At 44.3% G+C, this 26,987-nt stretch carries 17 protein-coding genes; 8 read left to right on the forward strand and 9 right to left on the reverse strand.

Annotated elements, in window-relative coordinates:
* Positions 1-447: 447 nt before the first annotated feature.
* Positions 448-1,557: a glycosyltransferase gene (locus tag QUA97_RS02065; RefSeq protein ID WP_333192619.1), complete on the reverse strand. Its 1,110-nt coding sequence runs from the start codon at positions 1,555-1,557 to the stop codon at positions 448-450.
* A 692-nt stretch (positions 1,558-2,249) separates the two neighbouring features.
* Here QUA97_RS02065 and QUA97_RS02070 point away from each other — a divergent pair.
* A complete protein-coding gene (locus tag QUA97_RS02070; RefSeq protein WP_194070643.1) occupies positions 2,250-3,122 on the forward strand; it encodes an S-methyl-5'-thioadenosine phosphorylase in 873 nt (290 codons plus the stop codon).
* A gap of 102 nt (positions 3,123-3,224) precedes the next feature.
* On the opposite strand, the gene QUA97_RS02075 is transcribed toward QUA97_RS02070, so the two are convergent.
* Complete coding sequence (locus QUA97_RS02075) at positions 3,225-4,451, reverse strand: tetratricopeptide repeat protein (RefSeq protein WP_333192622.1); 1,227 nt, start codon at positions 4,449-4,451, stop codon at positions 3,225-3,227.
* 76 nt (positions 4,452-4,527) lie between these two features.
* Between QUA97_RS02075 and QUA97_RS02080 the strand changes: the two genes are divergently transcribed.
* On the forward strand, positions 4,528-5,019 hold the full coding sequence (locus tag QUA97_RS02080; protein WP_194070641.1) for a WbuC family cupin fold metalloprotein: 492 nt from the start codon (positions 4,528-4,530) through the stop codon (positions 5,017-5,019).
* Here the strand turns inward: QUA97_RS02080 and QUA97_RS02085 are convergent.
* Together QUA97_RS02085 and QUA97_RS02090 are read right to left on the reverse strand one after the other, a co-directional pair.
* The gene (locus QUA97_RS02085; protein WP_333192625.1) at positions 4,984-5,190 is read right to left on the reverse strand and encodes a hypothetical protein; all 207 of its coding nucleotides are present in this window, start codon (positions 5,188-5,190) and stop codon (positions 4,984-4,986) included. The two genes, QUA97_RS02080 and QUA97_RS02085, sit on opposite strands and share 36 nt — an antisense overlap.
* A 28-nt stretch (positions 5,191-5,218) precedes the next feature.
* Entirely contained in the window at positions 5,219-5,701 is a 483-nt protein-coding gene (locus tag QUA97_RS02090; RefSeq protein ID WP_194070639.1) for a hypothetical protein, read from the reverse strand.
* A gap of 566 nt (positions 5,702-6,267) precedes the next feature.
* Between QUA97_RS02090 and QUA97_RS02095 the strand changes: the two genes are divergently transcribed.
* Positions 6,268-7,062, forward strand: a complete 795-nt coding sequence (locus QUA97_RS02095; protein WP_333192629.1) for a DUF389 domain-containing protein — start codon at positions 6,268-6,270, stop codon at positions 7,060-7,062.
* Between the two features lie 5 nt (positions 7,063-7,067).
* The gene (locus tag QUA97_RS02100; protein WP_333192632.1) at positions 7,068-7,547 is read left to right on the forward strand and encodes a hypothetical protein; all 480 of its coding nucleotides are present in this window, start codon (positions 7,068-7,070) and stop codon (positions 7,545-7,547) included.
* A gap of 52 nt (positions 7,548-7,599) precedes the next feature.
* Here QUA97_RS02100 and QUA97_RS02105 read toward each other — a convergent pair whose 3' ends face one another.
* The 4 genes from QUA97_RS02105 to QUA97_RS02120 form a co-directional block, all read right to left on the reverse strand.
* A complete protein-coding gene (locus QUA97_RS02105) occupies positions 7,600-9,387 on the reverse strand; it encodes a PAS domain-containing sensor histidine kinase (RefSeq protein WP_194070638.1) in 1,788 nt (595 codons plus the stop codon).
* Positions 9,388-9,408: 21 nt separating this feature from the next.
* Positions 9,409-10,704: an RNA-guided endonuclease InsQ/TnpB family protein gene (locus tag QUA97_RS02110; protein WP_333192634.1), complete on the reverse strand. Its 1,296-nt coding sequence runs from the start codon at positions 10,702-10,704 to the stop codon at positions 9,409-9,411.
* A gap of 135 nt (positions 10,705-10,839) precedes the next feature.
* Positions 10,840-13,917, reverse strand: coding sequence for a sensor histidine kinase (locus QUA97_RS02115; RefSeq protein WP_333192637.1), 3,078 nt, complete (start codon positions 13,915-13,917; stop codon positions 10,840-10,842).
* Positions 13,918-14,235: 318 nt separating this feature from the next.
* Complete coding sequence (locus tag QUA97_RS02120; RefSeq protein WP_194067736.1) at positions 14,236-15,867, reverse strand: serine/threonine-protein kinase; 1,632 nt, start codon at positions 15,865-15,867, stop codon at positions 14,236-14,238.
* A gap of 761 nt (positions 15,868-16,628) precedes the next feature.
* Between QUA97_RS02120 and pheT the strand changes: the two genes are divergently transcribed.
* The gene (gene pheT / locus QUA97_RS02125) at positions 16,629-19,073 is read left to right on the forward strand and encodes a phenylalanine--tRNA ligase subunit beta (protein ID WP_333192640.1); all 2,445 of its coding nucleotides are present in this window, start codon (positions 16,629-16,631) and stop codon (positions 19,071-19,073) included.
* Positions 19,074-19,185: 112 nt separating this feature from the next.
* Here the strand turns inward: pheT and QUA97_RS02130 are convergent, their stop codons facing one another.
* On the reverse strand, positions 19,186-19,755 hold the full coding sequence (locus QUA97_RS02130; protein ID WP_194067734.1) for a Uma2 family endonuclease: 570 nt from the start codon (positions 19,753-19,755) through the stop codon (positions 19,186-19,188).
* A gap of 160 nt (positions 19,756-19,915) precedes the next feature.
* Here QUA97_RS02130 and QUA97_RS02135 point away from each other — a divergent pair, with 160 nt between their 5' ends.
* From QUA97_RS02135 to QUA97_RS02145, 3 genes are read left to right on the forward strand one after another with little or no spacing between them, the layout of a single operon-like run.
* Entirely contained in the window at positions 19,916-20,185 is a 270-nt protein-coding gene (locus tag QUA97_RS02135; RefSeq protein WP_194067733.1) for a YciI family protein, read from the forward strand.
* A gap of 13 nt (positions 20,186-20,198) precedes the next feature.
* Positions 20,199-23,225, forward strand: a complete 3,027-nt coding sequence (locus QUA97_RS02140) for a hypothetical protein (RefSeq protein WP_333192647.1) — start codon at positions 20,199-20,201, stop codon at positions 23,223-23,225.
* Positions 23,225-26,893, forward strand: a complete 3,669-nt coding sequence (locus QUA97_RS02145; RefSeq protein ID WP_194067732.1) for a helicase-related protein — start codon at positions 23,225-23,227, stop codon at positions 26,891-26,893. Before QUA97_RS02140 ends, QUA97_RS02145 begins: the two co-directional genes overlap by 1 nt.
* Positions 26,894-26,987 lie beyond the last annotated feature (94 nt).

A 26,987-nucleotide genomic window follows, 5' to 3' on the forward strand; every position in this document is an offset into this window, starting at 1 on the left:
GAAAGTAGATTTTAAGGTACCAAACAAGCCCTTTTCAACTCGATCAGCGATGCCACGCTCCGCAATATTAAGCAAATAACTATCGAGTTTCACAATTTTATGCCAGGTTCTATGAACGCTGAGAAAGTTCACACAATTGTAAACACATTAAAAAGATTGGGTTTTGTCTGCCTCCCATTTTCATATTTGTTCCCTGACATGGATATCTGTAATTTTTTGTTTATTAATACGAATCTGTGTAAAGACCCGTATAAACACTGGCTTAGTTTTCAAATTATCCACTTATTTCTCATTATATAAAAAAATAAATCATTTCTACTCCGTTCGGGAATTCATCGCTAATAAACTATTACTAAATATCGGCGATAAATTCACCGTAAAGTTAAGCGTCATCCTGTTGAAATTCAATACTATTCAAATCTATAGCTTTTATTTTTTGACAACTAGCTAGTTTGCGACCAACTTGTTATGAAGCATTTTCAGTTGCAATAATTCTTCACCCAGCAGAGGAGGTAAGGGAATTTGAACTTTCTCCAGCATACTCTGAATCCGATATCTCCAATCGTGACGAGCTAAACTCTCAACATAGTTGCGTTTGTATATCGACTGAAGGCGCTGCGTGTCTTGTAAAAGTTCTTCAACTAACTCCACACTTTTTTGTGGATTGTCTGGTAACTCAATAGTTGCATCTTCCCAGTTCAGCAACTCATCATACAGAGGTGTAGTTGGACGTTTCCCAACAATCGCGCCACCAGTCGCAGCACCGTAAAACCACCGCAGCGTAATAAATGAGTAAGGAAACTTACGCATACCAGGATATATCGTGTCAAATGCTAAGGTAATTTTACTATTTCTCAAAATATGAAATAGTAGGAGAGTATCTTCTTCATCTTGACGTTTTTCGTAAGGCAATTTCGGAAATTTTACTTGGTTCCGGGGTGTCGATCTATAGTAGATTTTTTCGGAACCAGGTTGATTGAATTTATTAAAAAAAGCCTTGTGATACTGTTCGGGTATCCGCCCAAAGCTAGTTAAATCAATGGAACGTTTGACTTGACACGAACCTTGACCAAGAACATCAGCGCCAAAAGGCAGCAGCGATACTGGGATGTTAAAATATTGCTGGAGTTCATCTATAACTTCGGGTAGCGCAACGAATAAATGATCTAAATGATAGACATTTTTAGAGTAAATGTTAGGATTCCAGGAGTCGAACACATAACCGATAACAAGATCAAAACGTTGCCGCCACTTAGGTATGCTTGATAGTAGTTCTAAATCTGAGCCTGAGATGCCAATAGTCAGTAAAACATTGGATTTGTTCGACAATTCAGGTAAAGAGGCTAACTTATAGAAACCTGTAGTAGACTTGATAGCTTTACGGACAATTCGATTAGCTAGTGGAGGCAGTTCCGATGACCACTTTAGTAAGTCCTGACCCGATGGTATCAAAAGTTTTGCGTTGCAGGTTCGTACCAGAATATTTTCTAATTCAAAAACTGTGTCCCAGAAGACGCTAGATGATAAACCCCGTGAAGAGAGTATAAAAATATTCATAGCTAGTTGCTGACCTTAGAGTAGTATCCAAAGTATTATAGAATCCATTTGATATCTTTTGTAAAATCCTTCCTTACAGGGCAACTATTCTAGCCTAAATCTAGGATTATACTGATTCGCCCAAACCTAGTTGTGGTAATAAGTCGGGAATAGATGTCAAAGGGGTTCTATAGTGTGTGTCTGGTGACTATTGTGATGAAATGTTTAAGAATATTTACCGAAAAATTGAGGTAAGAGCCCCGTCATAAGCTCGACGGCTTTTCTATCTCTAAGGAAATTAAGCAATATTGAACTACGTAATATCCCTGAAAGTTTGTAGTAAGATTCAATACAAGTTTTTGAACAGACTTGAGGTAAGGGGTTCTGCCCAGAAGTAGGGTAGGTAAAATTTCAAACGCACCGCGAGAATGTAGTCGAAGGAGTTCAACTGGTATAAAAAGAATCGCCCGGGGTAAAAGCCGGGGTTCAAAATGTCTGTCAGACCTAAAGAAAGAAAACCAGTTCTGGTTGTTTGGAGAAATCCAACTAGGCAGGGCATTGTCTAGTAGGAGAGAGGGTGTCAGACGGGGCTTGCTCCGCATCCTTTGCCAGTATTCTAGAATTCCCACGCCTTCAGGCCCGGGAGTGTGTCAAGCTAATTTAACGGTGGCCCGATATAATCACTGTTGTGAAACTCAGGCATAAGGTAAAAAATGGCACAAGCAAAGATTGGAATTATCGGTGGCAGCGGTTTGTATAAAATGGCAGCCCTCAAAGATGTGGAAGAGGTAAAAATTGATACACCTTTTGGAACGCCGTCGGATGCCGCAATTGTGGGAACCTTGGACGGTACGCCCGTGGCATTTCTGGCAAGACACGGCCGCAACCACACTTTTTTGCCTTCAGAAGTGCCGTATCGGGCAAATATTTATGCAATGAAGAGTTTGGGAGTTGAGTATTTAATCTCAGCGTCGGCGGTTGGTTCTCTGAAAGCAGAGGCAAAACCTTTAGATATGGTAGTGCCGGATCAGTTTATCGATCGCACAAAAAATCGAGATTCTACTTTTTTTGGAGAAGGAATAGTCGGTCACATTACATTTGGCGACCCGATTTGCGGCGAATTGGCTAAAGTGTTGGCAAGTGCGATCGAATCCTTAAACATCCCCGATGTTACCCTGCACCGAGGCGGTACTTACGTCTGCATGGAAGGCCCGGCATTTTCCACAAAAGCAGAATCAAATCTTTACCGCAGTTGGGGGGCGACAGTCATCGGGATGACAAATTTGCCCGAAGCAAAATTAGCCAGAGAAGCAGAAATTGCCTATGCAACTTTAGCATTAGTCACCGATTACGACTGCTGGCACGAAGATCACGACAGCGTAACCGTAGAAATGGTGATTGCCAATTTGCACCGCAATGCAGAAAATGCCCAGAAAGTTATTCAAAAAACTGTAAGGATGCTAACAGAAAATCCTCCCGTTTCCGAGTCGCATTCTGCTTTGAAATATGCAATTCTGACTCCGCTGGATCGAGTGCCTGCCAGAACTAAGGATAAAATGGGTTTGTTGTTGCAGAAGTATTTATAGAGCAGACGCTAGAACCAGAAACCGGGTTTCTTAGATTAGTTTGGCATCCTACCAAAGATTTTTCGAGAGAAATCCGGTTTCTCAATGGTGTTCCAGACGGTATTAATTAATCAACTGCTTGAACGCATCGTGGTCGCGAATTTTTTCTAAATCAACTTCTGTTTGTGCTAACTGTTTACACAAATTAGGATTGAGATTGAGGGCGCGCTTTAAATTTTCAATTGCTAATTCAATTTTACCTTGTAGGGCGTAACATCGGGCTTTATTGTACCAAATTCTGTAGAAATCAGGTCTAATTTTAGCAGCATTGTCGTAGGAGTCGATCGCTGCTTCGTATTTTTGCAGTTTTGAGAGTGCAACGCCTCGATTGTTCCAAGCGTCAGTATAATCGTTCTTGATTTGTAGAGCTTTATTGTAGGAAATTACTGCTTGTTCGTATTCCTGCATTTTGGAAAAAGCAACGCCTCGGTTGTTCCAAGCATCGGCGTAGTCGGGTTTGGCTTGGATGGCTTGTTCGTAACAGCCGATCGCCTCCGGGTACTTCTGCAATTCCAACAATACTACGCCTCGGTTGTTCCAAGCGTCGGGATACTGCGGGCGAATTGTCGTAGCTTGTTCGTAGGAGGCGATCGCCTCTGGATACCGCTGCATTCTAGTGAGCACTACTCCCCGGTTGTTCCAGGTATCTGCTAAATCCGGCTGAATTTGCAGGGCGAGATTGTAAGCTGCGATCGCATCTTCGTAGCGGTTTTCAAAGAAACAAGCATCTCCCTGTTTGGCATAGTCTCCCGCCGTCAATAACTGTTGGTAATTGCCGTAGTTAACCGGAGTAAATTCTTGAATTTGGGCGTCGGGCAATAACAAGTCTGTTTCTGCATCCGCCTGGTGACTTTGGTGTTTAATTTCCCCTAAAATGCCTTCAGCATCGGAAATTAATAGTTTTAATTGAGAGATGGTATCGTAATGGAGACTTTCGATTTCTTGGCGAGCATTTGTTGTCTGCTGGGACAATTTATTAAACAGAAACCAAACCCCGACTCCGGCTGCTGTCGGAAGCAAAGTTAAAGCAATTACCAGCCCGTTTAGCAGTGTCGCCGTGCGCCCGAAAGCAGTGTCAACTTCTTCTTGAACTCGATCGCGAATTTCTGCTTTAATTTGCTGCTCTGGCAATTGTTGCTGCACCAACTGTGCTGCAGCCCTCGGTTGTGAGGCAGAAACGCTGCAGGCGCAGACTAGAATAGTCGAAAGGGCGATCGGGCTAATACTTGCTCTAAAAATACTTGACAAACGCATTGCCTTAGTGATACGCACCTGATTTGCGATTTTCATATGTCAAGAGATGCTGGTAAGTACGATCTCAGACTAGCCCATTTGTTTACAAAGTATTAAATACAGGATATCTGTTGTGCAATCCCCTCCGATTAAGTGCTTGACGCAGGAATTGCTAGACGAAGTTACAGCTTCCTCCCGCAGCAGCCCGCGCCAGCGACAAAACTACAATTTCCACGATTTGTCAGAAAAGGTGCAGCGGTTTGTCAACGTGCTGCAACCGGGTACCTACGTGCGCCCTCACCGACACCTCCGCCCGCCTGCAGTTAACGGTTTTGAGTTTTTTGTAGTGATTCAAGGAGCGGTAGGTATTCTTATTTTGAACGAAAACGGTCAAATCTTGCGATCGTTGCAAGTGGGTGCAGCCGGGCCCACTCGCGCTGTGGAACTTCCCGAGGGTACTATTCACACCTTAGTAGCTTTGGCTGCGGATACTGTGATTTTGGAGTTCAAGGAAGGGCCCTATGACGTGGCTGCGGATAAAGACTTTTTGCCCGGTTTTCCGGCTGAGGGAAGTGCGGCGGCGCGGGAGTTAGTCAGGCTTTGGGAAGCTGAGTTTAAGGGTTGACTGTTGGCTGTTGACTGTTGACTGTTGGCTGTTAACTGTTGACTGTTGGCTGTTGGCGGTTGGCTGTTGGCTGTTAACTGTTGGCTGTTGGCTGTTGACTGTTGGCTGTTGGCTGTTGGCTGTTGGCTGTTGGCTGTTGGCTGTTAACAAATAACAAATAACAAATAACAAATAACAAATAACAAATAACAAATAACAACTAACTAACAAATCTAATTGTTGTCATCCGATTGTATAAATCTGGGGCGGTGCGAATAATTTTTCTCAGAAGTTCATCTGTTACCCAAAAGATGAGGGGAAAGGAAAACTTGTTGCTGAATTCGCTGCAGACTAGGTTGGTAGAAACGAGGAGTCGATCGATCGACTCCACTGATTCCAAGCCGAGAATCATTAATGCTGGGGGCGTTTTGTTGTCTACTTCTGCTGCGATTGTCGTGTAGAGAGTTGTCGCCGATTTTGACAACAGCAGTTGTTGCGGTTTATGGGTACAAGTTGCTTGCAGGCGATCGACTATTTGCTGCCGCAATTCCAGGGAGTTGCAGTTGACTAAAACGAAAGAAAAGTAACCTTGGGAAAGATGGATCGCTCGAATTAAGGTTGAGAATGACCGCTCGTTATATTTAGCTACATCGTACTTAGTTGGAGCGTCTTTGGCTGTATTTTCTGAGTGTTTTTCAACCATAAATTACACTTATTTTATGTTTGATCAATCTTAGGGATTAAATGCTGTCGATCGAGACAATGTGAAGGGATATTTTTACTATAAAAATATTGGGCTTATCATAACACTATTTTCAAATAAAATCAATAGAACAATAGACATATAGCAATTCTCAAGTGAGTGAAGTATTGGCCAACAGACGAATCCTCTCAAAGCCTATGAATAGCAGGCTCGACAAGAATGAGGGGAAAAATCTAATTAATTAACAATTCTTCAATTTCTAAATCCCCCCAATCTAAAATCCTTCGATGCGGGCGCTGACGGCGAAGTCTCAAATCTCAAACTTTTACGATCGCGAAGCCGAAGTATCTAAATTCGTACCTCCAGAAACCTGAGAAAGGCTATGTTATTATGATATCTCTCACAGATATTTCCAGGTTAACCTCGACAGTGAGGAAGCGCAAGCACGCTTAGAAGAATGCTTGTCTAAACTGAAACATTCTAGGTTTTCCGGGTTTGCCTGGATTTGTTGAAGCTGCTTTCTCTAGAGAGAAGGTCTCGATCGAATTAGCAGATGAGTGAAGACGATGCGCCAACTATTTGTACAAGTTCCTCGGGCTTCTGGAAAAACAGTTTTAGAGATAGCGAAAGCCTGTAAAGGCACGAACTTAGCACAAATTGAAGCGACGGGAGTCGATCGAGGGCTGGATCTGGTGCTGATCCACGTTTCTAATGGCGAGGTTGAGGAACTTCTCGGAAAACTGCAAGATTTGCCGGACTTAAGTGTTACTCTGCTTCCCACAGGTGTGATGTCGCTGCATCCCCCAGCCAGTGACGCTGCGGAGCAAGTTACCAATGTTGAGGAACGCAGCCCGATCGAGATTTTTCTGGCTGGTTTGCAGAGTACAGGTTCTTGGAAAGGATTTCTTAGCTATGCCTTTTTCGCGGGAATCATTGTTTGGATTGGTTTGTACACTAATACCAGCTACCTGCTAGTTGCCGCTATGTTGCTGGCGCCGTTTGCAGGGCCTGCCATGAATACCGCCTTGGCTACGGCAAGGGGCGATCTCAAACTCTTGGGGTGCAGCATTTTACGCTACTTTGCGGCCCTGAGTGTCACGATCGTTACTACGGGATTGTTGAGTTTGATTCTGCAACAGCAAAACCCCACCAGCTTGATGATTGACGGCAGCCAAATTTCTTCGGTATCGGTGCTGATTCTCCTTGCAGCCGGAGCCGCCGGAGCGCTATCCCTGATTAAGTCCGATCGCAGCAGCTTGGTGTCAGGAGCGGCTACCGGAATGCTGGTATCGGCTTCCCTAGCTCCCCCTGCTGGTTTGATTGGCATGGGGCGGCAATTGGTCGTCGGGATCTGGCCGTAAACGGCGTGTTTTTACTGCTGTTGCAACTCGGCGGCATTAATTTAGCGGCGTCTTTGATGTTTCGTCTGTTTGGGCTATCGACTGAAGGAACTCGCTACGTGCGGGGGAAACGCGGTGTGTTCCCGGCGGCGGTGGGAGTTAGTGCGATCGTACTCACGGCATTAATCATCTGGCAATTTTCCAATTCGCCTAACCTCGAGCGTTCTAGTCTCGCTCAACGGGCAAATTCTCAACTGCAGCAGGTTGTAAAGCAAAGTGATTTAGCCAAGCTGGTAGAATCCAACGTTCGCTTCACCAGAGCCGACAATCCGGGGGATGATATTTTGCTGTCTCAAGTCTACGTTCAGCGTCAGCCGCAAGTCGCGCGATCAGCTCAACAAATTCGCGCTGACTTGACCAAAGCCATCCAAACTCGCTTGTTGAAAGAAGATTTTAAGGCAACACCATTGGTAGATGTCACCGTGTTAGAAGCCCCTCGGATTTAATACAATTTAAATCCAGTACAGCCGATCGCATTTAGTTAAAAATACCAAAAAATCAACTACCATTCTCGGCCAGCGGCAGAGTAAACCAAAAAATTGCCCCAGCACCGGGACTGCTAATTACCCCAATTTCCCCGCCGTGAGCGCCAATAATTTGCCTGCAAAGATATAAACCCAAACCCAAACCGACCGAATGTCGGGATTGATAACCCCTCACATAAAGGTCAAACAGATGTTCGCACTGTTCCGGCAATATTCCCACTCCGTCATCTTCAACCGTACAGTAAATCATGCTATTTTGGGAATTTGTAATTGCTAATTGGTAATTAGTAATTGGTAATTTTTCTATATTTTCTTTCGTTTTGCTTTGATTAATTTTGATTTGTTTTGCCGTTATTATTTGAGCGGAAACCGTTAAATTTAATCCGGGCATATTGTGTTTCAAAGCATTAGAAATTAAATTAGAAAACACCCGCCACAACTGAGTAGCATCAGCATTCACGGCGGGGAAATCATCCGGCACTAAATTTTTAAAAGTAGCTTGAGCCTCATTCATTAAAGGCTCCAAATCAGCCGCCGCTGCTTCCACTACCGCCCTCAAATCTACCCGCTCGCAATGCAGAAACAAACCGCCCAATTCTCCGGCGTGAATTTCCAACAGCGAATTGATCAAGCGCAACTGCTGTTCGCTACCTTGAATCATCCGATCCAAAACAGAACGGGGAATTGCGATCGAATCTCCAGTTTTTGTTTGCCAATTTTTTAGCACCATTAACATTCCCGCTACCGGGTTTCGCAAGTCGTGAGAAAGAGCGTGAATAAACAACCGCTGCGATTCTTGGGCTTGTTTCCGCTGCGTGATATCCTCAATTAAACCCTCATGATAAAGCACCGAGCCGGTGCTATCTCGTACCGCCCGCACTTTCTCGGAAATCCAGACAATACTGCCGTCACAGCGGTAAATTTTAGATTCAAAATCCGATACTGTGCCGCTTTCCTCGATCGATCGCAAAAACTCATTTCTGCGATCGGGATCGACGTACAACTGCCGATCGATATCAGTAAATTTTGCCGTCACCTCTTCGGGAGAATTGCAGCCATAAATCCGCGCCAAAGCTGGATTTGCAGTAATATAGCGTCCGTCGGGAGTGCTTTGAAAAATTCCCTCGCCGGCATTCTCAAAAATACTGCGATACTTCACCTCCGCCACCTCCAATTGTTGGTAAGCAGATTCCAACTTGCGTCTGGTACTAAACTCTTTTCGTTGCAGACATTCGTACCAATAAACCGACAAATCGCAAATCAAACAAAACCAAAACAAATACAAGTAAAACCCGGTCAGCCTAAAAGCACTATACTTAGCAAAACTTAAATTTAAAACCAAATTTATCCCGATGTGGCAGCACAAAACGCCGAGTTGAGAAATCAGGTGGAGTCGCCAGCGGACTGGCATCAGCGTAGCTTGGATCAGAAACGCTAAAGTCCAGGTAAAAATCGGTAATTCTCCGGCTCCTGCGACAGCTAACCCAAGCTGTATAATGACCGTCAGCGACCACGAAAACCCCAAAAACAGCAAACCGGGATAGCGCTGTCCAAAGGAGGTTTTTTGCAGCACAAAACAGGTCAGCAAACCCATTTCTACAGCAGCACTCGTGTACAAATAAACACTTTTAAATTCCTGGCGGACGAAGAATGCTTCGCCCATAAAATAGACAGTTATTGTCAAGGCAAAAAAGATGGCAATTCCGACAGCAGGGCGCAGCCTATCTTGGAGGAAGCGATTGCGCCACACCTCGTAAGCTGTTAACACCTGAACTGATTTTGCATTGCCCAAATAGTTCATAGCTAGTAAAAGTATAGTCATTTATGACATGACATAGGAGGCATTGAGTCCCTCCCCTTTCGCTCGTACTTTGAGCGGATTGACCCGCCTTGGCTGAACTACGCAGCTCTCTATCCCATTGCTAAACGCATTTGGGATTGCTTTTCTCAGGATGTTGTAAGAAGCATTAATATCGGAATTAATTAATTTACCGACCGATGTCTTGTACAATCCTCTCTTGATTCGCTTACCACTAAAGACGACACCATCAGCGCCAATATGCCCGTACACAGGAATCGGATCGAGATTCATGAAGCTCGACTTCGAGGTATAAGATTCTTCTTGCACAATCACCTTAATTCCCACCAATTTAGCTTTGTATTCTAACATTTCAATTACCAGATTATGAGGAATGCCGACAAAGTTTTGATTGTTTTGCTTTCCTAAGTTGATCTCGCTTTTCCATTGTGCATTCTTGCCAATCACTAGCGTTCCAATTTGTCCGGCGACCAAAATATCGACTATTAGCCGACTGGTATGATGCAAGTAATTATCGACTTTTTGGTGGCGACAGCGAGTTAAACGCTGAATGCGAGGTGAACTCTTGCGGCTTCCTTTTAACTGAGATTGTAACTGTGCTTTACGTTTGTTATAGAACTGATTAATCGATTTTAATGGTCGCCCGTTAATCAGGAGAGGGATAAAACCCGGCTGATTTGAAGTTAGCGCCACCAAATTATTCAGTCCTAAATCAATACTAGCTATAAATTTATCGTCGCTGACGGTGGACTCCGGTTCACTTCGACTACGCTCAGTACAAGCATTATAAATTACCTCGACTATATAAGAATCGCATTTGGGAACCAGTCTAACTTGACAAATCCGATCGGGATTTACTTTGGTCTTTATCAGGATTTCCGTACCCGAAAGTTTGATGATTCCTTTCTTCAATTGCTTGCTACTAATTGCCTGAATTGTATAGACAAGAATATTCCGACCCTTGACTTTATCTTTATACTTCGGTAGTTTCGGGCGACCCGTGAATTTAGAAGAATCAATTTTGTAAGCTTTGACTGCTTCAAAAAACGATTTCCAATTCTTGTCCAATATCATCAAGATTTGTTGACTGACCTTGGCGGGCATTGCCTTGTATGCTTGATGAGATTTCATCAAACGGTTCATCTCGTTATAATTGACATAACCCCATCCATAGACAAAACTCTGACGAATGACGTAGTTAGCGGAGTTGTAGAGATTCTTGGATTTAAAAGCTAATTCATCAATCGGGGCGAAACGGTGTTCCGTAGATTTAATGATGTGCCTCTCTGCTAGTTGCATCCAAAGTCTCCCTTTTTCAACGAGCGCAATTATTCTTTTATTTGACTTCCCTGACTATATGATACTACCATTGTTTATTGATGCTTACAATCTTAATGAAGTTTCATAATACCATTTTAGATTTTAGATTAAAGATTAAAGAATTGGGAAAGATCGATCGCCCGAATTGACAGCAGGTAGCGAAAACCAGAAAGTCGAACCGCCTCCGGGACTGCTTTCGACACCGATTTCGCCGCCGTGAGCTTTGATAATTTGCTTGGAGAGGTAAAGTCCCAAACCCAGTCCTGTTAATTGTCGGCTATTGGGGTCTCGAACGTAAAGTTCAAACAGAGATTCCCGCTGTTTGGCGCTGATTCCTACTCCATTATCTGTTACAGTACAGCGAACCATTTTTACGGTAGCTTCGGGCAATTTGTCGCCGATATTGCCAATTTGAGCCTGATACGGGGGGATTTGACAACTGCTTTCGGGGTGAAGTTCGGTTAGGGTTTCTGGACTTTTCTGGGCGGTGTCGCGCATCCCCGGACGATCGCCCGCAGCAGGTATCCGGTTAGCGATACAGCGGGCGATCGGATTATTGGAAGATGTTAAAAATTGTGAATTTTCTTCAAGATTTAGCGTTTTGTCAACTTCAATTACCTCAGCTTTAAAAGTGATATTGACTCCCGGATGATTGTGTTTGATCGCATTAGTTAGCAGATTTTCCAGCACCCGCTGTAAGTGTTTGCGATCGGCACAGACTAGCGGCAAATTTAGCGGAATTTCGTGAGTAAAAATTGCTTGATTTTTGGCTAGCATCGGTGCTAAATCGCCAATAATTGCTGAAGTTAAAGGCTGCAATTCCAGCGGTTCGGGATGGATAAAAATACCTTTTACTTCGCTAGCGTGAGCGTCGAGGAGGGCATTAACCATAGTCAATTGGTGTTCGCTGGCCTGAACGATGCGCTGCAAAATCGATCGCGAAACCGGAACATCCTGTACAGACTCACAGGACGATTTGTTGAGCAAATTTTTCAGCAATATCAACATTCCCATCACTGGAGTGCGGAGATTGTGAGAAACTGCGTGCAAAAATAAATCTTTGAGACGGTTGCTTTCTTGCAGTTCGTGCATTTTTTGCTGCAGTTGGCTGGTGCGTTCTTCGACTTGAGATTCTAAGTTGGCATTGAGTTCTTTTACTTGCTGCAAAAGTTGGGCTTGCTGGAGGGCGATCGCCACTTGGGTAGCGAGTTTTTCTAACAAATCAATTTCAAATTCCTGCCACTGGCGGGGCCCAGAACACTGGTTGACGGCCAAGATCCCGAAAAGTTCATCGCCGAGGACGATCGGCACATTTAACGTCGCCCGAATTTGATAGTCGCTGTATAATTGGACAACTCGATCGGCCCCTTGCACCGTAGCAGCATCGGAGACAATTCGGACGCGGTTGTTAGCATAAAAAGTTTTCTGCGTTTCGAGGTGATTCTCGTCAGTGAGCACCAACCCCACAATAGAACGGTATTGGACACCGACAGACTCAGCGACAATTTTACCGTACACCGGGCTGGGAAGATTTGCGGCCACAGCGTCCATAATACCGATGAAAGCGCGATCGGCCTTGAAAAATTGCCGGACTTCGGCAACAGTAGTATTAAGAATTTCTTCGAGGTCGAGGGAGTGGCGAATTCGCAGGGCCATTTCTGAGAGCAGCCGATCGCGCTCGGAGGATGTCCGCAAAGCAGCTTCGGCGCGGTGACGTTCGGTAACGTCTTGGACTGTGGCGGCTATGATGTTTGAGTGAATTGCTGACTGTTCGCAGACAGCGCGCACTCCGCCGTCAGGGAGCACAATTCGATAGTTAATGGAATAGGGTTTGCCCTCAAACATCGCTTGACATTGCGATCGCGCCACCAATTCTCGGTCTTCTGGATGTACGGCTTGCAAAAAAACGGATGGTGTCGGTTTGACAGTTCCCGGAACCAAGCCCAAGAGGCGATAAAGCTCGTCCGACCACCGCAGTTCGATATTGGATGATATATTGTTTTCTGCCGATTGTTCGCAACGATCGGCTGGCTTGATGGCGGTGAAATTTAAATCCCAATTTCCTAACTGAGCGATGCGCTGAGCGTTAGCTAAACTGGCTTCGCGATCGCGCAACAGAGCGGCCGTGCGGCGCACGAACTCCAGCGCTTGCTCGCGTTCAGCCACGGCTGCAGCCAACATCAGGGCCACAAGGGCGATCGTACCAGTAAAAGCTTGTAAAAATAAAACCGCCTGTTGCATATTTTCGCTTCTGACCAAAAACGGGCCGCCTCCCTGCACCGCTCCCAAAATCGCGATATAAGACACGATCGAATAAGCAAAAATCGCTCCCGGCTGACGAAATCGCAAAGCGGCCCAAACTATCAGAGGAAAAGGCAAATATTCCAGTGGATACAGAGCGCTCGCCGCCTGTGCTTTCGAGCAAAAAACTATCGAACTAACACTCAGTAATAAAGTTAGCCATAGAGCTATTTCTGAATAATTTAAAAGTGCATTTTGCACTTTATAACGATTATTGTTCTGAAATATTGATAAATAATTAGTAATTGGCAAGCGGTAATTTGCCCAGTTTAAAAATGCTAAAAAATTTGAAATAATTCGATCTTTTCTTGAAACATGAAAACTTTTAAAGGCGTGATTTAAAGTCAGCAGCACCGGTGTGACGATCAAGATTCCCATACCGTCTCCGAGCCATGTAGTCCACCAATTCCGAGAGAAATTGCTCCACTGAGCCCAACCAAAAATGCAAGTGCCCAAATTGCCGAGGGTAGAACCCACCAAAGTAGACCCGATGACAGCGCCGGCCACCAAACCCAGAACATCTCGCAGTCGATCGAGCTTAGTAGAAAATCCGCTGCGACTGAGCACGGCCTCCCCAGCCAGCGCTTGCATAGTGACGCTAAAGGCTGACGTGACAATGACGGCGAAGGGTACACTAGCTCCGGCGGTTGAGTTTAACAGCACCGAACCGAGGGCAATTCCCGGCCACATCCGCCGCCCTTGCAGCAGCAATGTCGCCAGAGCAATACCGGCGGGCGGCCACACCGGGGAGGCTTCGGCTTTTACCAGTCCCAGTACCGACACTGCGAGTTTTCCGGTGACAAAGTAGGCCAGGCCGAGGATGCCGGCGGAAAGAAGCAGTCGAGTGCGGTGGTTGAGCAGTTTCATGGTTTGTGCGATCGAATCCTCCATTGCTACTCTTTAATTTAGGCGGATGACGGGCGATCGAACTTCCTCCTAGCGAATCACCTGACAGGGGGAGAGGGGAGAGGGTTGGAAGCGGGGGAGAGTGGGAGAGTGGGAGAGGGGGAGAGGGGGAGAGTGGGACAGGGGGAGAGTGGGACAGGGGGAGAGGGGGAGATTGGGAAAATTAGTAATGACCAATGACTAATGACTAATGACCAATTACCAATTACCCATTACCCCTAACTAATGACTAATGACTAATGACCAATGACTAATGACTAATGACCAATGACTAATGACTAATGACTAATGACTAATGACTTCTTAAAATCCAAAACCCCGCTTACCATCCGGCTTAGTAGTCAACCAGTTTGTCTTTGCCATTGCTAGTTGTTCATCGCTAACTGTAGCGTCAGTCAGATTCGCGCCGCACAAATTTGCACCCCGCAAATTCGCCTTACTCAAATAAGCGCCCGTCAAATCAGCACCTCGAAAATCCGCGCATTCAAAATTAGCAGTGCTGCAATAAGCTTCAGTCAAATTTGCCGATCGCAAATTCGCATTAATTAACCTCGCATGACCCAAATTCGCACCCGACAAATCCGCTGCTTGCAAATTGGCCTTGACCAATCTAGCCTGATAAAAATTCCCCCCCGCTAACTGCGCTTTTTGCAGTTGCAAACCCGACAGTTCGCAGTCAGCAAAATCGCGCTTCCCCTTAAAATATGCCGCTCGCAAGCTGCTGCTGTCCCACTTAACAACAGCTTTCGTTACCTTCGGCACTGCTGAATTGCTGTTGGAAAATGCCGCAGTTCCGAAAGTTCTGCCGGACTCTGCCAGACTGCGAGAAACTCTCGGCTGCATCCCCGTATTTCCAGACTGGGTGAATGCAGTTCTACCGCGAATACTGTGGTTTGTTCGCAAATCTTCATTGATTTTGCTTTTCGGCGACGACCACGAAGAACCTTCTTCATTAAATATCGTCGGTTCTTCCACCGTGCGGATAGAGGAGTTGAATTCAGTTGCTAAACCCTTGTAAAGGTCAGCATCTTCATGTTCCCCATTTAGAGCTTTGATGACATCTGCTGCAGATTGAAAGCGGTGGCCGACTAGCGGCTTGAGCATTTTCTCAAGAATCCGCGAAAAACTTGGACTCAACTGAACGTGGGGCTGCCAAATAATTTCGCCAGTTACGGCATCGAAATCTAAATCCTTGGGCGATTTTGCTGTCAGCAAGTACAAGCAAGTCATTCCCACGGCGTAGATATCGCTGGCAAATATCGGCCGCAGCGCCATTTGTTCCGGGGGAGCAAAACTAAACGTGCCGACTGAAAATTTCGTGTTAGCGCCTTGGTCAGCGGGGTCTAATAATAGCGTTTGGTTAACTTGGTCTTTTACCGCACCGAAGTCAATCAAAACTAAGTGATTATCTTGACTGCGGCGAATAATATTTGCCGGCTTAATATCTCTATGAATTACTCCTTGGCTGTGGATGTATTGCACTACTGACAGAATTTCTAATAGAAAATTTTTAACGTCTGATTCGTTAAAACGCCCTGATTGCTTGACTTCTTGTTTCAAAGTCGAGCCTTTAACATACTCTTGAACTAAGTAAAATTGCCGCTCGATTTCAAAATAATCTAGCAGCCTCGGTACTTGCGGGTGGTCGCCCAGTTGGCCGAGGGTTTTCGCTTCTCGCTTGAATAATTCCCGCGCCATTTCTAAAACTCGCGGTGACGAACTGCTGGGTCGCAATTGCTTAACCACGCAACTCGGTTGACCGGGTAAAGAAATGTCTTTTGCCAGAAATGTAGCTCCAAAACCTCCTTGTCCCAAAGGTTCAATAACTCGGTAGCGAGCGCGCAGCAATAGCCGCGCGCCGCACGTCTGACACTGGAGAATAGAGTCAGCAGGATTTTGAGGATTGGGACAGCCGGGATTTACGCAGTAGCTCATATTGATTGAGTTTGCCTATGTTTTTCTGATTTTGTCAGCGTCGCTCGACTGCACAAATTCCCTGACAGCGCCTCTGTTAGAAATACTTATCTATACAGTTGCTGGCGGGCCGTGCTGCGGCGTGCGAATTGGAATTGCACCTAAGTCTTTTAGGCCGATATCTTTTCCCTATTTTGATTATGTCGCTGCTGTGAGTTTTTTCGGTAGATCATCCTGGAAGATAGTTTAAAGACTTGCTAAAGTTGCCCTTTTATGTGTAAAGTCTTTCTAAACTTAGGTGCTTTTGGCGTTGTTAGATATCCCTAGCATACCTCATGTTCTGAATGAGAATGCTACTCATCCGCCAGCCGCCATCAAGCTTTAGACCGATCGCTCTTTTGTGCTTATCTATACCCAAATCGGATTGACAATATTTAACAAGTGTGATATAGGGTTCCCATAATTGATTCTGGGACTGCAGAGTCATCAAACGGCATTCACCAGAAGGTAGAATGCAGGAGGCATCCGTCAGAATTTTTGATTTTTATTCATGATTGCTGATTGCTGACTACTGACTACTGACGACTAAGAGGGCCCGCACGCACCATCCACCGCCCCTACTAGCTGCTGACTACTGACTGCTGACTACCGACTGCTGACGACTAAGAGGGCCCGCACGGGGGCAGCGCCCCTACGGACTACGGACTACGGACTACGGACTACGGACTACGGACTACGGACTACGGACTACGGACTACGGACTACTAACTACTGACAAAATTATGCGTATTTCTCTAAACTGGCTGCGGGAATTGGTCGATGTGACAATATCCCCAGAAGAATTAGCCGAAACCCTGACAATGGCAGGGTTTGAAGTCGAAGAAATCGAAGACCGCCGTACTTGGGCCGACGGCGTAGTATTGGGCAAAATAGTCGCCTGCGAACAGCATCCCAACGCGGATAAATTGAGAGTTTGTCAAGTCGATGTCGGCAAACCAGAAGCCTTGAATATTGTTTGTGGGGCACCAAACGCTAGGGCAGATATTTACGTACCCGTCGCCGTTGTCGGCACTTTTTTGTCAACAATTGATTTAAAAATTAAACCTGCTAAATTGCGCGGCGTTCCTTCCGAAGGCATGATTTGTTCTCTGGCGGAATTGGGACTATCTAAGGAGTCAGCGGGAATTCACATTTTTGAACTAGAAAATCCCGAATTGGGCAGCGATATTCGCCCGCTGTTAGGTTTGGATGATGTGATTTTAGACTTAACAGCAACTGCGAACCGTGCAGACGCTTTGAGTATGGTGGGCGTCGCGCGGGAAGTGGCGGCCCTGACTGGGGCGAGTTTGAGAATTCCCGCCGCCGGTGGTGTTGCAATTGAGGACAAAAAAAGCGCCGGTTTAGCAGTAGAAATATCGGAACCGCAAGCCTGCCCAATTTACATCGGTACGGAAATTGAGGGTGTGAAAATCGCACCGTCTCCAGCTTGGTTGCAGCAGCGGTTACAGGCGGCGGGTGTGCGGCCGATTAATAATGTAGTTGATGTAACTAATTACATTTTATTGGAATGGGGACAACCGCTGCACGCTTTCGATCGCGATCGGCTACAATCTTTCACAGGTAATTCCGATGTCAGCATCGGCGTGCGCTTTGCCAAAACCGGGGAATCCTTCAAAACATTGGACGGACAAAACCGCAATTTGCAACCGCAAAACTTGTTAATTACTGCTAGCGATAAACCCGTAGCCTTAGCTGGGGTAATGGGCGGCGAAGACACGGAAGTTCACGAAGGAACTCAAAATTTGGTCTTGGAAGCAGCGATTTTTGACCAAGCAACGATTCGCCGTTCTGCCCGCGCTCAAGGCCTCCGCAGCGAGGCTTCTATCCGCTACGAACGGGGGGTGAATCAGGCGGCTTTGACGACGGCGTGCGATCGCGCTGTTGCCCTAATTTTGCAGTGGGCTGGCGGTGCTGCGACGGTGCAGAAAACGGCTAGTTCGGGGGAAGATTTGAGTTTTTCGCGGACGATTGAATTGCGTCTGGATCGAATTAATCAGGTTTTAGGGCAGTTAAAAAGAGGAGAAACTGGCGGTTCTCAATATTTGGAACCGGAAGAGGTGAAAAATATCCTCACAGCCTTGGGATGCGAAGTTGTTGCGACAGAAAAAGCACGGGTTTTTGCGATAACTGTTCCTGCTTACCGTTACCGCGATTTAGAAAGGGAAATTGATTTAATTGAAGAAGTGGCCAGACTTCACGGTTACGACAATTTCTGCGATACTTTACCCAGCGAAACAGAACCTGGTTATCTATCTCCAGAATACGCGCAAGTGCGGAATGTGCGATCGGCTTTTCGGGCGGCCGGTTTGACGGAGTTGATGCACTATTCTTTGGTGAAAACTGAGGGAGAAAATCAGGTTGTGCTGGCTAATCCGCTGTTTGTTGAGTATTCGGCTTTGCGGACTGAGATGCTGTCGGGTTTGATTGATGCTTTTGGGTACAATTTGGAGCAAGGAAACGGCGCGCTTAACGGTTTTGAGGTGGGCCGCATTTTCTGGAAAGACGGGGATGTAATGAAAGAGTCAGATGCCGTTGCGGGGATTATTGGCGGCGACCCGACGGCGTGGAAATGGCAACAGGGCGGGCGCGATCGACCTTTGACTTGGTTTGAGGCTAAAGGTGTCCTAGAAAGCGTGTTTCAAGGGTTGGGTTTGGCGGTGGAATATGCAAGCGATTCGTCTAATGGGCGCTTGCATCCGGGGCGCACAGCAGCCCTATCGTTAAACGGGAAACAGTTAGGAGTTTTCGGACAGTTACACCCGCAATTGCAGCAGGAAAAAAGTTTGCCTGAGCAGGTTTATGTGTTTCAATTAGATTTGGCGGTACTGTTGGGTGAGTTAGGGCGATCGCAGAATTCGACTAGCAAATTCGCGGGTTATTCGAGTTTCCCCGCTTCTGACAGGGATATTGCCTTTTTTGCACCGATGGAGGTTCCGGTTGTGGAGATGCAAAGTGCGATGAAGAAGGCGGCTGGTAGTTTGCTTTCTTCGGTGGAATTGTTCGACGAGTATCGCGGCGACAATGTACCGGCGGGACAACGTAGTTTAGCATTTCGGTTGATTTATCGATCGGGCGATCGAACTTTGAGCGAAACCGATGTCGAACCGGCCCAACAAAAAGTGCGCGATGTTTTAGTTGAGAAATTCGGCGTTAGTCTCAGAAGCTAACTGTTCGTAGTAAGGACGAGCCTCCGCATTCAAGAAAAACTAAAGTCCTCAGTGCGAACCTAAATCCCAGGTTGGTACTGAGGACTTCAGTCCTCAAAAGTCAGACATAACATTAATAACTTAGTGGACGCAACATCTCCGATACAAAAAAACAACAATCAGGAAATTGCAAAGGAGAAATACTCGCATCATCTCCAAGAACTACTATACTCTCATAACCATCCTGACTCGGTTCTCGGAATACGTGAAGTTGCCGATTATTAACATCCAAAACCCAATAATCTGCAATTCCTGACTCAGCATAAATTTTCGCTTTTATGCCGCAATCCGTTCTCAGAGTAGTATCTGCAACTTCAATAATCAGATAAATTTCTGAAGGAGTTGGATGGTGGTCTTCATAGTAAAGTGGATCTGGTATCACTACAGAAATATCCGGTTCAGGTTCCGAGTAATTATTCAACCGAACCGGGTCTTGCAGCCGCACCAAAACCTGCTCTCCCAAACGGTTTTCCAGTAGCTTCTCTGTCCGTTTAACCGCCGCACCGTGTGCTGTTCCTTTTGCTGCCATCTTTACTATCTGTCCTGCTAGTAATTCTACCCGTTCATCCTCATCAAAAATACCAATTTCCGTCATCCGGTCATATTCTTGAACCGTCAGCAGCCGAATGTCTAACAAAGTCATAGTTATCTCCTCCTATCTAACAATCCTAACTCTTCCCTCTCTTCCTCAGCGCCCTCAGCGCCCTCTGCGGTTCATCAATCTTATCCTAAAAAAATTCGTTAAATCCTGCTACTCTTATTGTACAATAAATTTTAAACAAATTCATCTAAGGCTCAAAACCGTGACGAAATATGTAATGTGGGGAAGTTACTGCCAAGACGTTCTCGAAAAACGCGCACCATTTCGAGACGCGCACCTAGCCGGACTTGCCAAGCAAAAAGAATCGGGTGTATTGATTACCATCGGCCCCACAAAAGACTTAACAAAAGTTTTCGCGATTTACGAAGCCGCAGACGAAACAGCAGTGCGAGACTTAGTTGAAACCGATCCTTATTGGCTAAATGGGATTTGGACTGAGTACAACGTCAAAGAGTGGATTCAAGCATTTTAACGGAATTAACAGGGTGAACATCTTAAGACTAGGCGACGACGAACTTGTGCCAGCAGATTATGGCGATTTGCTGGACAAACTTTTAGAGATTTTGCAGACAAAAAACCCATTTATAGTATGGAATAAAAGCCACCAATTAATAATTGATATTGATGCCATTGCTGCGGATGTTGCTAACAAGCAAGTACGGCAACCCTTGGGTTCTTTTGAACGTCAAGCACACTCTGCCACTGCCAACTTTCCGCAGCAAGTGGAAGAGCATTTTGGCACTCAAGTCAGGCAAATTCAACAGTCTTTGCAACAGCAATTAGCCTCCAAATTGCCCCCAAATACTTCTGTTGAAAAATTCATCGCTAGTTTGATTAGTCCTTTAGATTCACCCTCTTTTCGCGGAAGCGGCCAAGAGTTAGGGTTCAAATACGATTTTGGAAAACGCCACACTTCTTTAGAAAAAGAAAGGCTAACTTTGCAAGATTCAGGTTCTGGCAGCCGCGCGACTTTAAAATTTCATAAATTGACAGTTACTGTCCGAAATACTGATATTTTTGAGCAAGAACTAAAGCAAGGTTTGGAAAACTACATCAATGAAAATGCCGACACTAACGATGACAAACAAGAACTTAACTATCTTCTTGATGAGATGGTTAAAAATCCCGACTCTGATTTTCACAAATTGATCCGACTGGTAGACAAAGAAACCCTGGGAAAAATCCAAAAAGAAGCTAAAATTACTTATTTGGAGTATCTCCTAGAACACATCCGCCCCAGCAGCACAGATACCGCAGGCATCATCTATTTAGAAGATTTGATCCGCCGCCTCAGATTGATGGAAGATTTCATCAACGACAACAATAAAACCGATGGTGATTATGAGGTTAATTATGCTGGTGTTTCAGTTAATTACAGAGAGATTTTTGCCAGAGCGGAAGTTTTAGATGCACTGCCAATTATTCCGATTGTAGCAGGTTGCTTGGGAGAAAGCACCGACAGTTCTCAAAGCGAACGTAAATTTATATTTGGTCTCAAAGTCAAATTTGATAACTCAGTTCAATCGCGTGGTGGAAAGGACGTATTTGAATATTATCTGAACCTGCTCAATCCAGATAGTGAAGAACATAAAGCAGAATTTGAGGAAGATTCTAACCCCGAAACATTTGTACGGAAGGTGTTAAAAATTGCATTCTTATATCACTTTATTTTTGCATCTCCCCACACTCCAGAAACGGACAATTATAACCCTGAATTAGAACTTGAGTTTAATCCTATTCCTAGTTTTGAACACCTAATCAAAACAGTATTGAGTCGCGATAAGGAGGAAGTCAAAAAGAGACTTTTCCGAAATTTTGTGAATAGGTTTAACGAAGTCAATGTTAAATATAAAATAAACCATCTGAGAAAACTGTTGAAAAGCTTTCTGGAACGGCAGACAATTTTGCCCGATCGCACAGAAACAAGACACATCAACCTCAAAATGGGTCTGGTACAGGATATTGACAATATTTTGAATCAGCGTAGATTTTTTAATGATATTATGGAGCGAAACTACAAGCAAACGCTCCATTATATTACTGTCAAAGAACCCAGTGTCGATTGCCTATCTATTTGTCAGCTACCAGTCAATATTACTATAGAAGATGTCCGCTATTTTCCAACTGAAGAGCGCCAAAATTTCAGCATGGAGTATAACATAAAAGATGTTGATATTTTGCCTGTACTTTTTGCACCCAAAGCCGATCGTTCCAGAGCAATTTACGACAAGCATTTTAAGACAAAATTAATCTTGTTTCCCTATGACAATAGACGACTACACAGCGGTGCAAAAGGTTTGCAACCTGCGGCGATTTTTGTTTATAAATTTACCCTGTTGCTGCTATCTTATATCTGTCTGATAATTTTGCTGAAAAATACAGACAAAAACTTATTTATTCCGATGGTGAGACTTCACGAAGGCGACAATAAAAACCCTTCGCCCTCAGAAGAATTTATTGCTAAGCTTTCTAAAACATTGTCTCACATTTTGAGTGAAAAACAGCGCTCAACTTCTCAGGGATTTCGGATTGTGAAAACACCAAACTCTTACACAATTCGTAACGGTTTGAGTTCCATGTATTCCATCCTTCCCAAAAAGTTTTATTTCGAGAATGTGCGGCTAGCTTCTGAGTTGGACAAGTTAGCAATTATTGTCGTTTCCAGTCGCGATAGCGATGCGAAAAAAGGCGATCGAAACCGATTTCAAAGACAAGCCTGCTTAATTGGAGAAGTTGTGGGAATCAATCGCCTCGATGACTGCACAATTCAAGTCGAATTACTGAAAACACTTTCCGAGAATTACAGTGTCAGCCGTCTTTATAGTGAACCTGTAATTCTGGAAGATGTCATGAGTCAGCTTTACCGACAAGGATATCGGAATTTTGCATATATTTCCCAAGCACCTTACATGAGTACGCTGCATATTACCAAGACTGATGAAGATGAGGAATTGTCTTTCATGTCCAAAAAATTGCTCCGAACTTTGAAAGGAAATCGGCGGGATATTAAAATTTATCCGATATTTTTTGATAAATACTATGTTCGCAGTTTCCTAGGCGATAAAGGAAAATCTTTTTACATTCAAGATACAATGGAGCTGGAAAATTTGTTTGCTGATACCAATCAACAAGCTGTGATGTTTTTTAACTTGTTTAACGGCATTAAAGTTAAGGAGGAGAAAAACTTTTATAACGGTGTGATTTCCTACTCGACGCTGTTGCACATATACGGAGGCGTTTTGGACGATCGAGACATTCACGAAGGTTTGATTTATGATGGCGACATCAAAAATACTTTGCTGCACTATTTAACCATGTTTCACTTTTCTCGGTATGAAGCCCGTCAAAATATTAGTTTAAAACTCGATCCTTACGAGCGGATTATTGGCGATGAATCGGTTGGTGCTTTGTCTGTATTTAGTCATGCTGGCGGTAGTGCAGATTTTAATTCTTTGGCTTTTTTGAATAAGGTAAGAGAAGTATTGAATGTCAGCGAGGGAGGTACACAATAATGATTGGTGAAGATTTTGGACGGCTGTTTGAGGTTGGATTCAACATTGGTATTCTGGCATATATTCAGCGAGAAAAGATAGCTCACAATTTGGGAGATTCTTATCGATTGGATTTGCAGCAACTCAAGTTGCCAAAAATGATGGCGGAAATTACTAGGGAAGCGAATCTGCTGGCTAGTTTAGATGCTAAAATTGTTGAGAAATGGAGCCTGTTTTTTGTTCAAAAAGGCTTTATTGGTGGGTTGAATTTTTTTCGGGAGTATCTCCAATCTACGGGCTGGAATTTAAAGAGAGCGCAAATTTTGTACTGTCAGTGCAGTTTTAGCGAGGCTAACAGTATTAGAACTTATAATAAAGAAAATCAAAATGCAGGGTTTAAACAGGTATTATCTCAGTTAAAAACTGCCAGTCATAGTTTATCGGAGGAGGAAATTAATCGGTACATCCGCCGCTACTCGAAAAAAGGGGAGTTTTTGCAAGCTGATACGCTGATTTTGTTGCAGAATGGTAGAGATTTTAGAATTCTGTGCGTTGATTTATCTGTTTTTGCTCCCCCGTTTGTTTCGGGAAAAGTCGATAATCTGAACGAAATAGAGGTGATGCGGAAGTCTTTGCTCAGAGAAATTAGCTATTTGCGATCGAAAAGTGTTTTTTCTAATTTGCGAATCGATACGAGCACTTTAGGGATAAATTTTTCGGAGGATTTAAGCCGCTATTTTACGGCTTTTAAGTATAAAGATAAGGAAAGCACTAAGTTGATTCAGGCGGGTAGCTACGCTGATAGCTTTTACGGTTTTCTGCAAACAACTAATATTATTCCGGCTGGTGCTGAGGTTTTGTTGAATGTTGTCGGTTATAGCGATCGCACAATTAACGCAATTTCCCTCCGCAATGATAAAATTGACCTCTTGGCGACTTGTGCCAAAATTTACAAGCATGAAACTCGAAAAGAAGAAATTAGCGATGCTCGCGCTGATGTTTTAGATACAATTCAATGCAACGCGGCTCGCAGTTTTCAGCAAGGCAAAAAATTTGTTGATGCTTTGTTAACAATCGGCAAAAGTTCGACACCTGTATGTCATGCAGAGCGGATCGATAACTTTGTCAGTTCCCTAGATATTATATCAGATAAATTGGCAGATGATTTGGGAATTTCTCGCGGGCTGCATCTGAGAAACGCTCATGCTGAATTGATTGTGAAATCGCTGCAATCTGAGGAAGTTTATATTTTTTTAACGGGGAATCCGGGAATTGGGAAAACAACGGCGATCGCACATTTTCTGAAAACTCATGTAAACGATGGGTTTCTATTTCTTTACGTCAGTCCCCGCAAGCAAGTTAATTTAGATATTATCGAAAAATTTATCGATCGCCAAACAGGTTTATTGTGCGACGACAGCTTGTTTTGTATAAACACGAGTGCCGACATTATCGCCAACAATGCCGGAAAATGCACCGTCAATTACGCAGCTAATAACTATCACCAAGATTTCCAGCAAACAACTGTCAGCTTTATTAAAAACGGCGCTGAAAAACTGCGGGATCAACATCACAAACCGCAACTCGAAAAAAAGGGAGAAACGGTAATTAAACCTAGTAATTCTAAGACTAATGGAGTGCTAAATAGCGTTTCTCAAGCAATACATTCGCTGATTCGCTGCCAGACATCGAACAATATAGTAGCTGCGGTTTCTATCCAATCTTTGAAGGTGACAGAAACTAATCAAAATACTCTCCAACATTTAGAAAAGATATTTCAAGATACTTACAACAAACAGAATAAACAAGTCATTCCTGCTAAGATGCAAGAAATATCCAGCCGGATTAAACACATTTTCATTATGATAGATGAAATTACCGGAGACGACGGCGGGGTTGAGTTTCTGCATGGAATTGGCAAGCTGGTTAACAAATATCAGTTGCACGACCCAAAACAGGGTTTTAATACTAAAATTATTGTAGCAGATGCTTCGATTGTTGACCCGGATGTCATCAAACAACACCTCAGCGATACTTCACCGGAACCGGATAAAATATATTTCAAACAACTGCCAAAAACTGCTCAGGAAATTCCGCCTTTACAGGTTGTTCCTTTTGAATTTAAACGGTTGGCTGCTACTGTCATCAATACGAATTCCTATCCCGCTAGCAGTTTAGATATAATTTATAAGGTTTTTGTAGAGGCCGTGAAATTCAATGAAGATACTTCTTTGCATCTTAAGAATAATTTAGTGAAATCTGTGCAAGCGGAAATAGTTGCAGATATCGATCGCCGATTAGCAATACCTGGTGTGGAACAAATTATTGTCTACATTCAGGATAAGCGAAGATTGGCAGAACTGATCGAGAAAATTCAAAATCAGCGGGAATTTAAGCGCTATACGGATTATCTGGAAGTGCACGCGAATATCTCGGAAGAGGAAAAACAGCAGATACAAAAGTGCAAAAACACAGTTAAAGTAATTTTCATGACTGCATCGGGAAGTCGCGGCTTGTCTTTCCCGAAAACTAAGCACATTTTAGTTGATATTCCCCGCTTTCAGATTGAGAAAAATCTGATGGAGGTGATTCAGGTGATTTATCGGGGGCGCGGGGAAGATGATGATGGTAAGACGCTGGATGGTGAAGCTAAGGAGTTGGTTTTTTATTTGTCGGATACGGCATTTTACTATGCTGACGATCCGAAACTTTCGCTACAAGAAAGTAAGTTGAATTTGTTGAATTTGCTGCTGATTCTGAAGACTGCGGTGATGACGCGGATTTTGGGATACGGATATTTGGGTAGGGAAAAGTTTTTGATGATTCCGATTGGCGGTAAGTCGGTTTCGGCTGTGGGCGATACTTTTAGCAGCAAGATGGCGAGTCTAATTAAGGTTTTGAAAAGCGAACACCGCAGCCACCCTGGAAATATGTTGCTAGGGGAGGTTTCTGCGGGGCTGGAGGAGCTTTTGAGTCGCGGGGAGTTTGTTTTGCAAAATTCTGATTGTTCTCCTAAAACGGGCGATTCTTACTTGAAAATGCGGGAGGATTTTAATCGGAAGTTTTTGCAGGCGTGCAATCCTCTTGAGGGTTTGCTTGGTTGGGGTAATCTGGAGATTGGTCATGTTTGCGGTAGTTTTTTGGTGGTTCCTTTGGCGGCTAAGAGTTTGGAGGAAAACTACCAGATACGGCTGGATCGGGAAATTAAGAAATGTGTTGAGGGTAAACTGCTGCAAAAAATGTACCGTATTAGGGATAGCAAGTCTTCTCCTGAGAATTTACGATCGGCAATTAGAGGAGGTGCGATCGAGCTTTTGCAATTTCTCAGCGGCGATGTGGAGAAAACTCAGTATTTCCAGCAGCAAAGCCAGCAGTTCGATCGCTATTATGCCATACCTTTGTTTGCTTTTGTCAGCGGGGATGCGATGCAGGAATATTTTGCTGACACCAAGCTGGAGGAACCGGAGGATCTGATGTTTCGGGATATTTTGTCGGCTGCTGTGCGATCGACCTATCCGATAGACAGTATAATCCCGATCGGGCATAAGTACCGCGAATTCCCGTTTATCGTGTTTAGAAGCTACAGTTTAGAACAAAGCCGCGAAAAGATTTTTACCGATAAATACCTTTTGAGCTCTAACGAGTTGAACGCGCTCAATTTGATTTTGTCGAAGCAAGACGGGGGGTAAAACCCCGCAGTATGCCGATCGCAAACCTATTGGGCTGTAAAAAACTGTACAATAATAAAAGTTAAAATTTTCCGCAAACAGAGTTACTGAGTCA

Origin of the sequence: Microcoleus sp. CZ3-B2 (genome assembly GCF_036705055.1) — a bacterium.
Lineage (GTDB): Bacteria > Cyanobacteriota > Cyanobacteriia > Cyanobacteriales > Microcoleaceae > Microcoleus.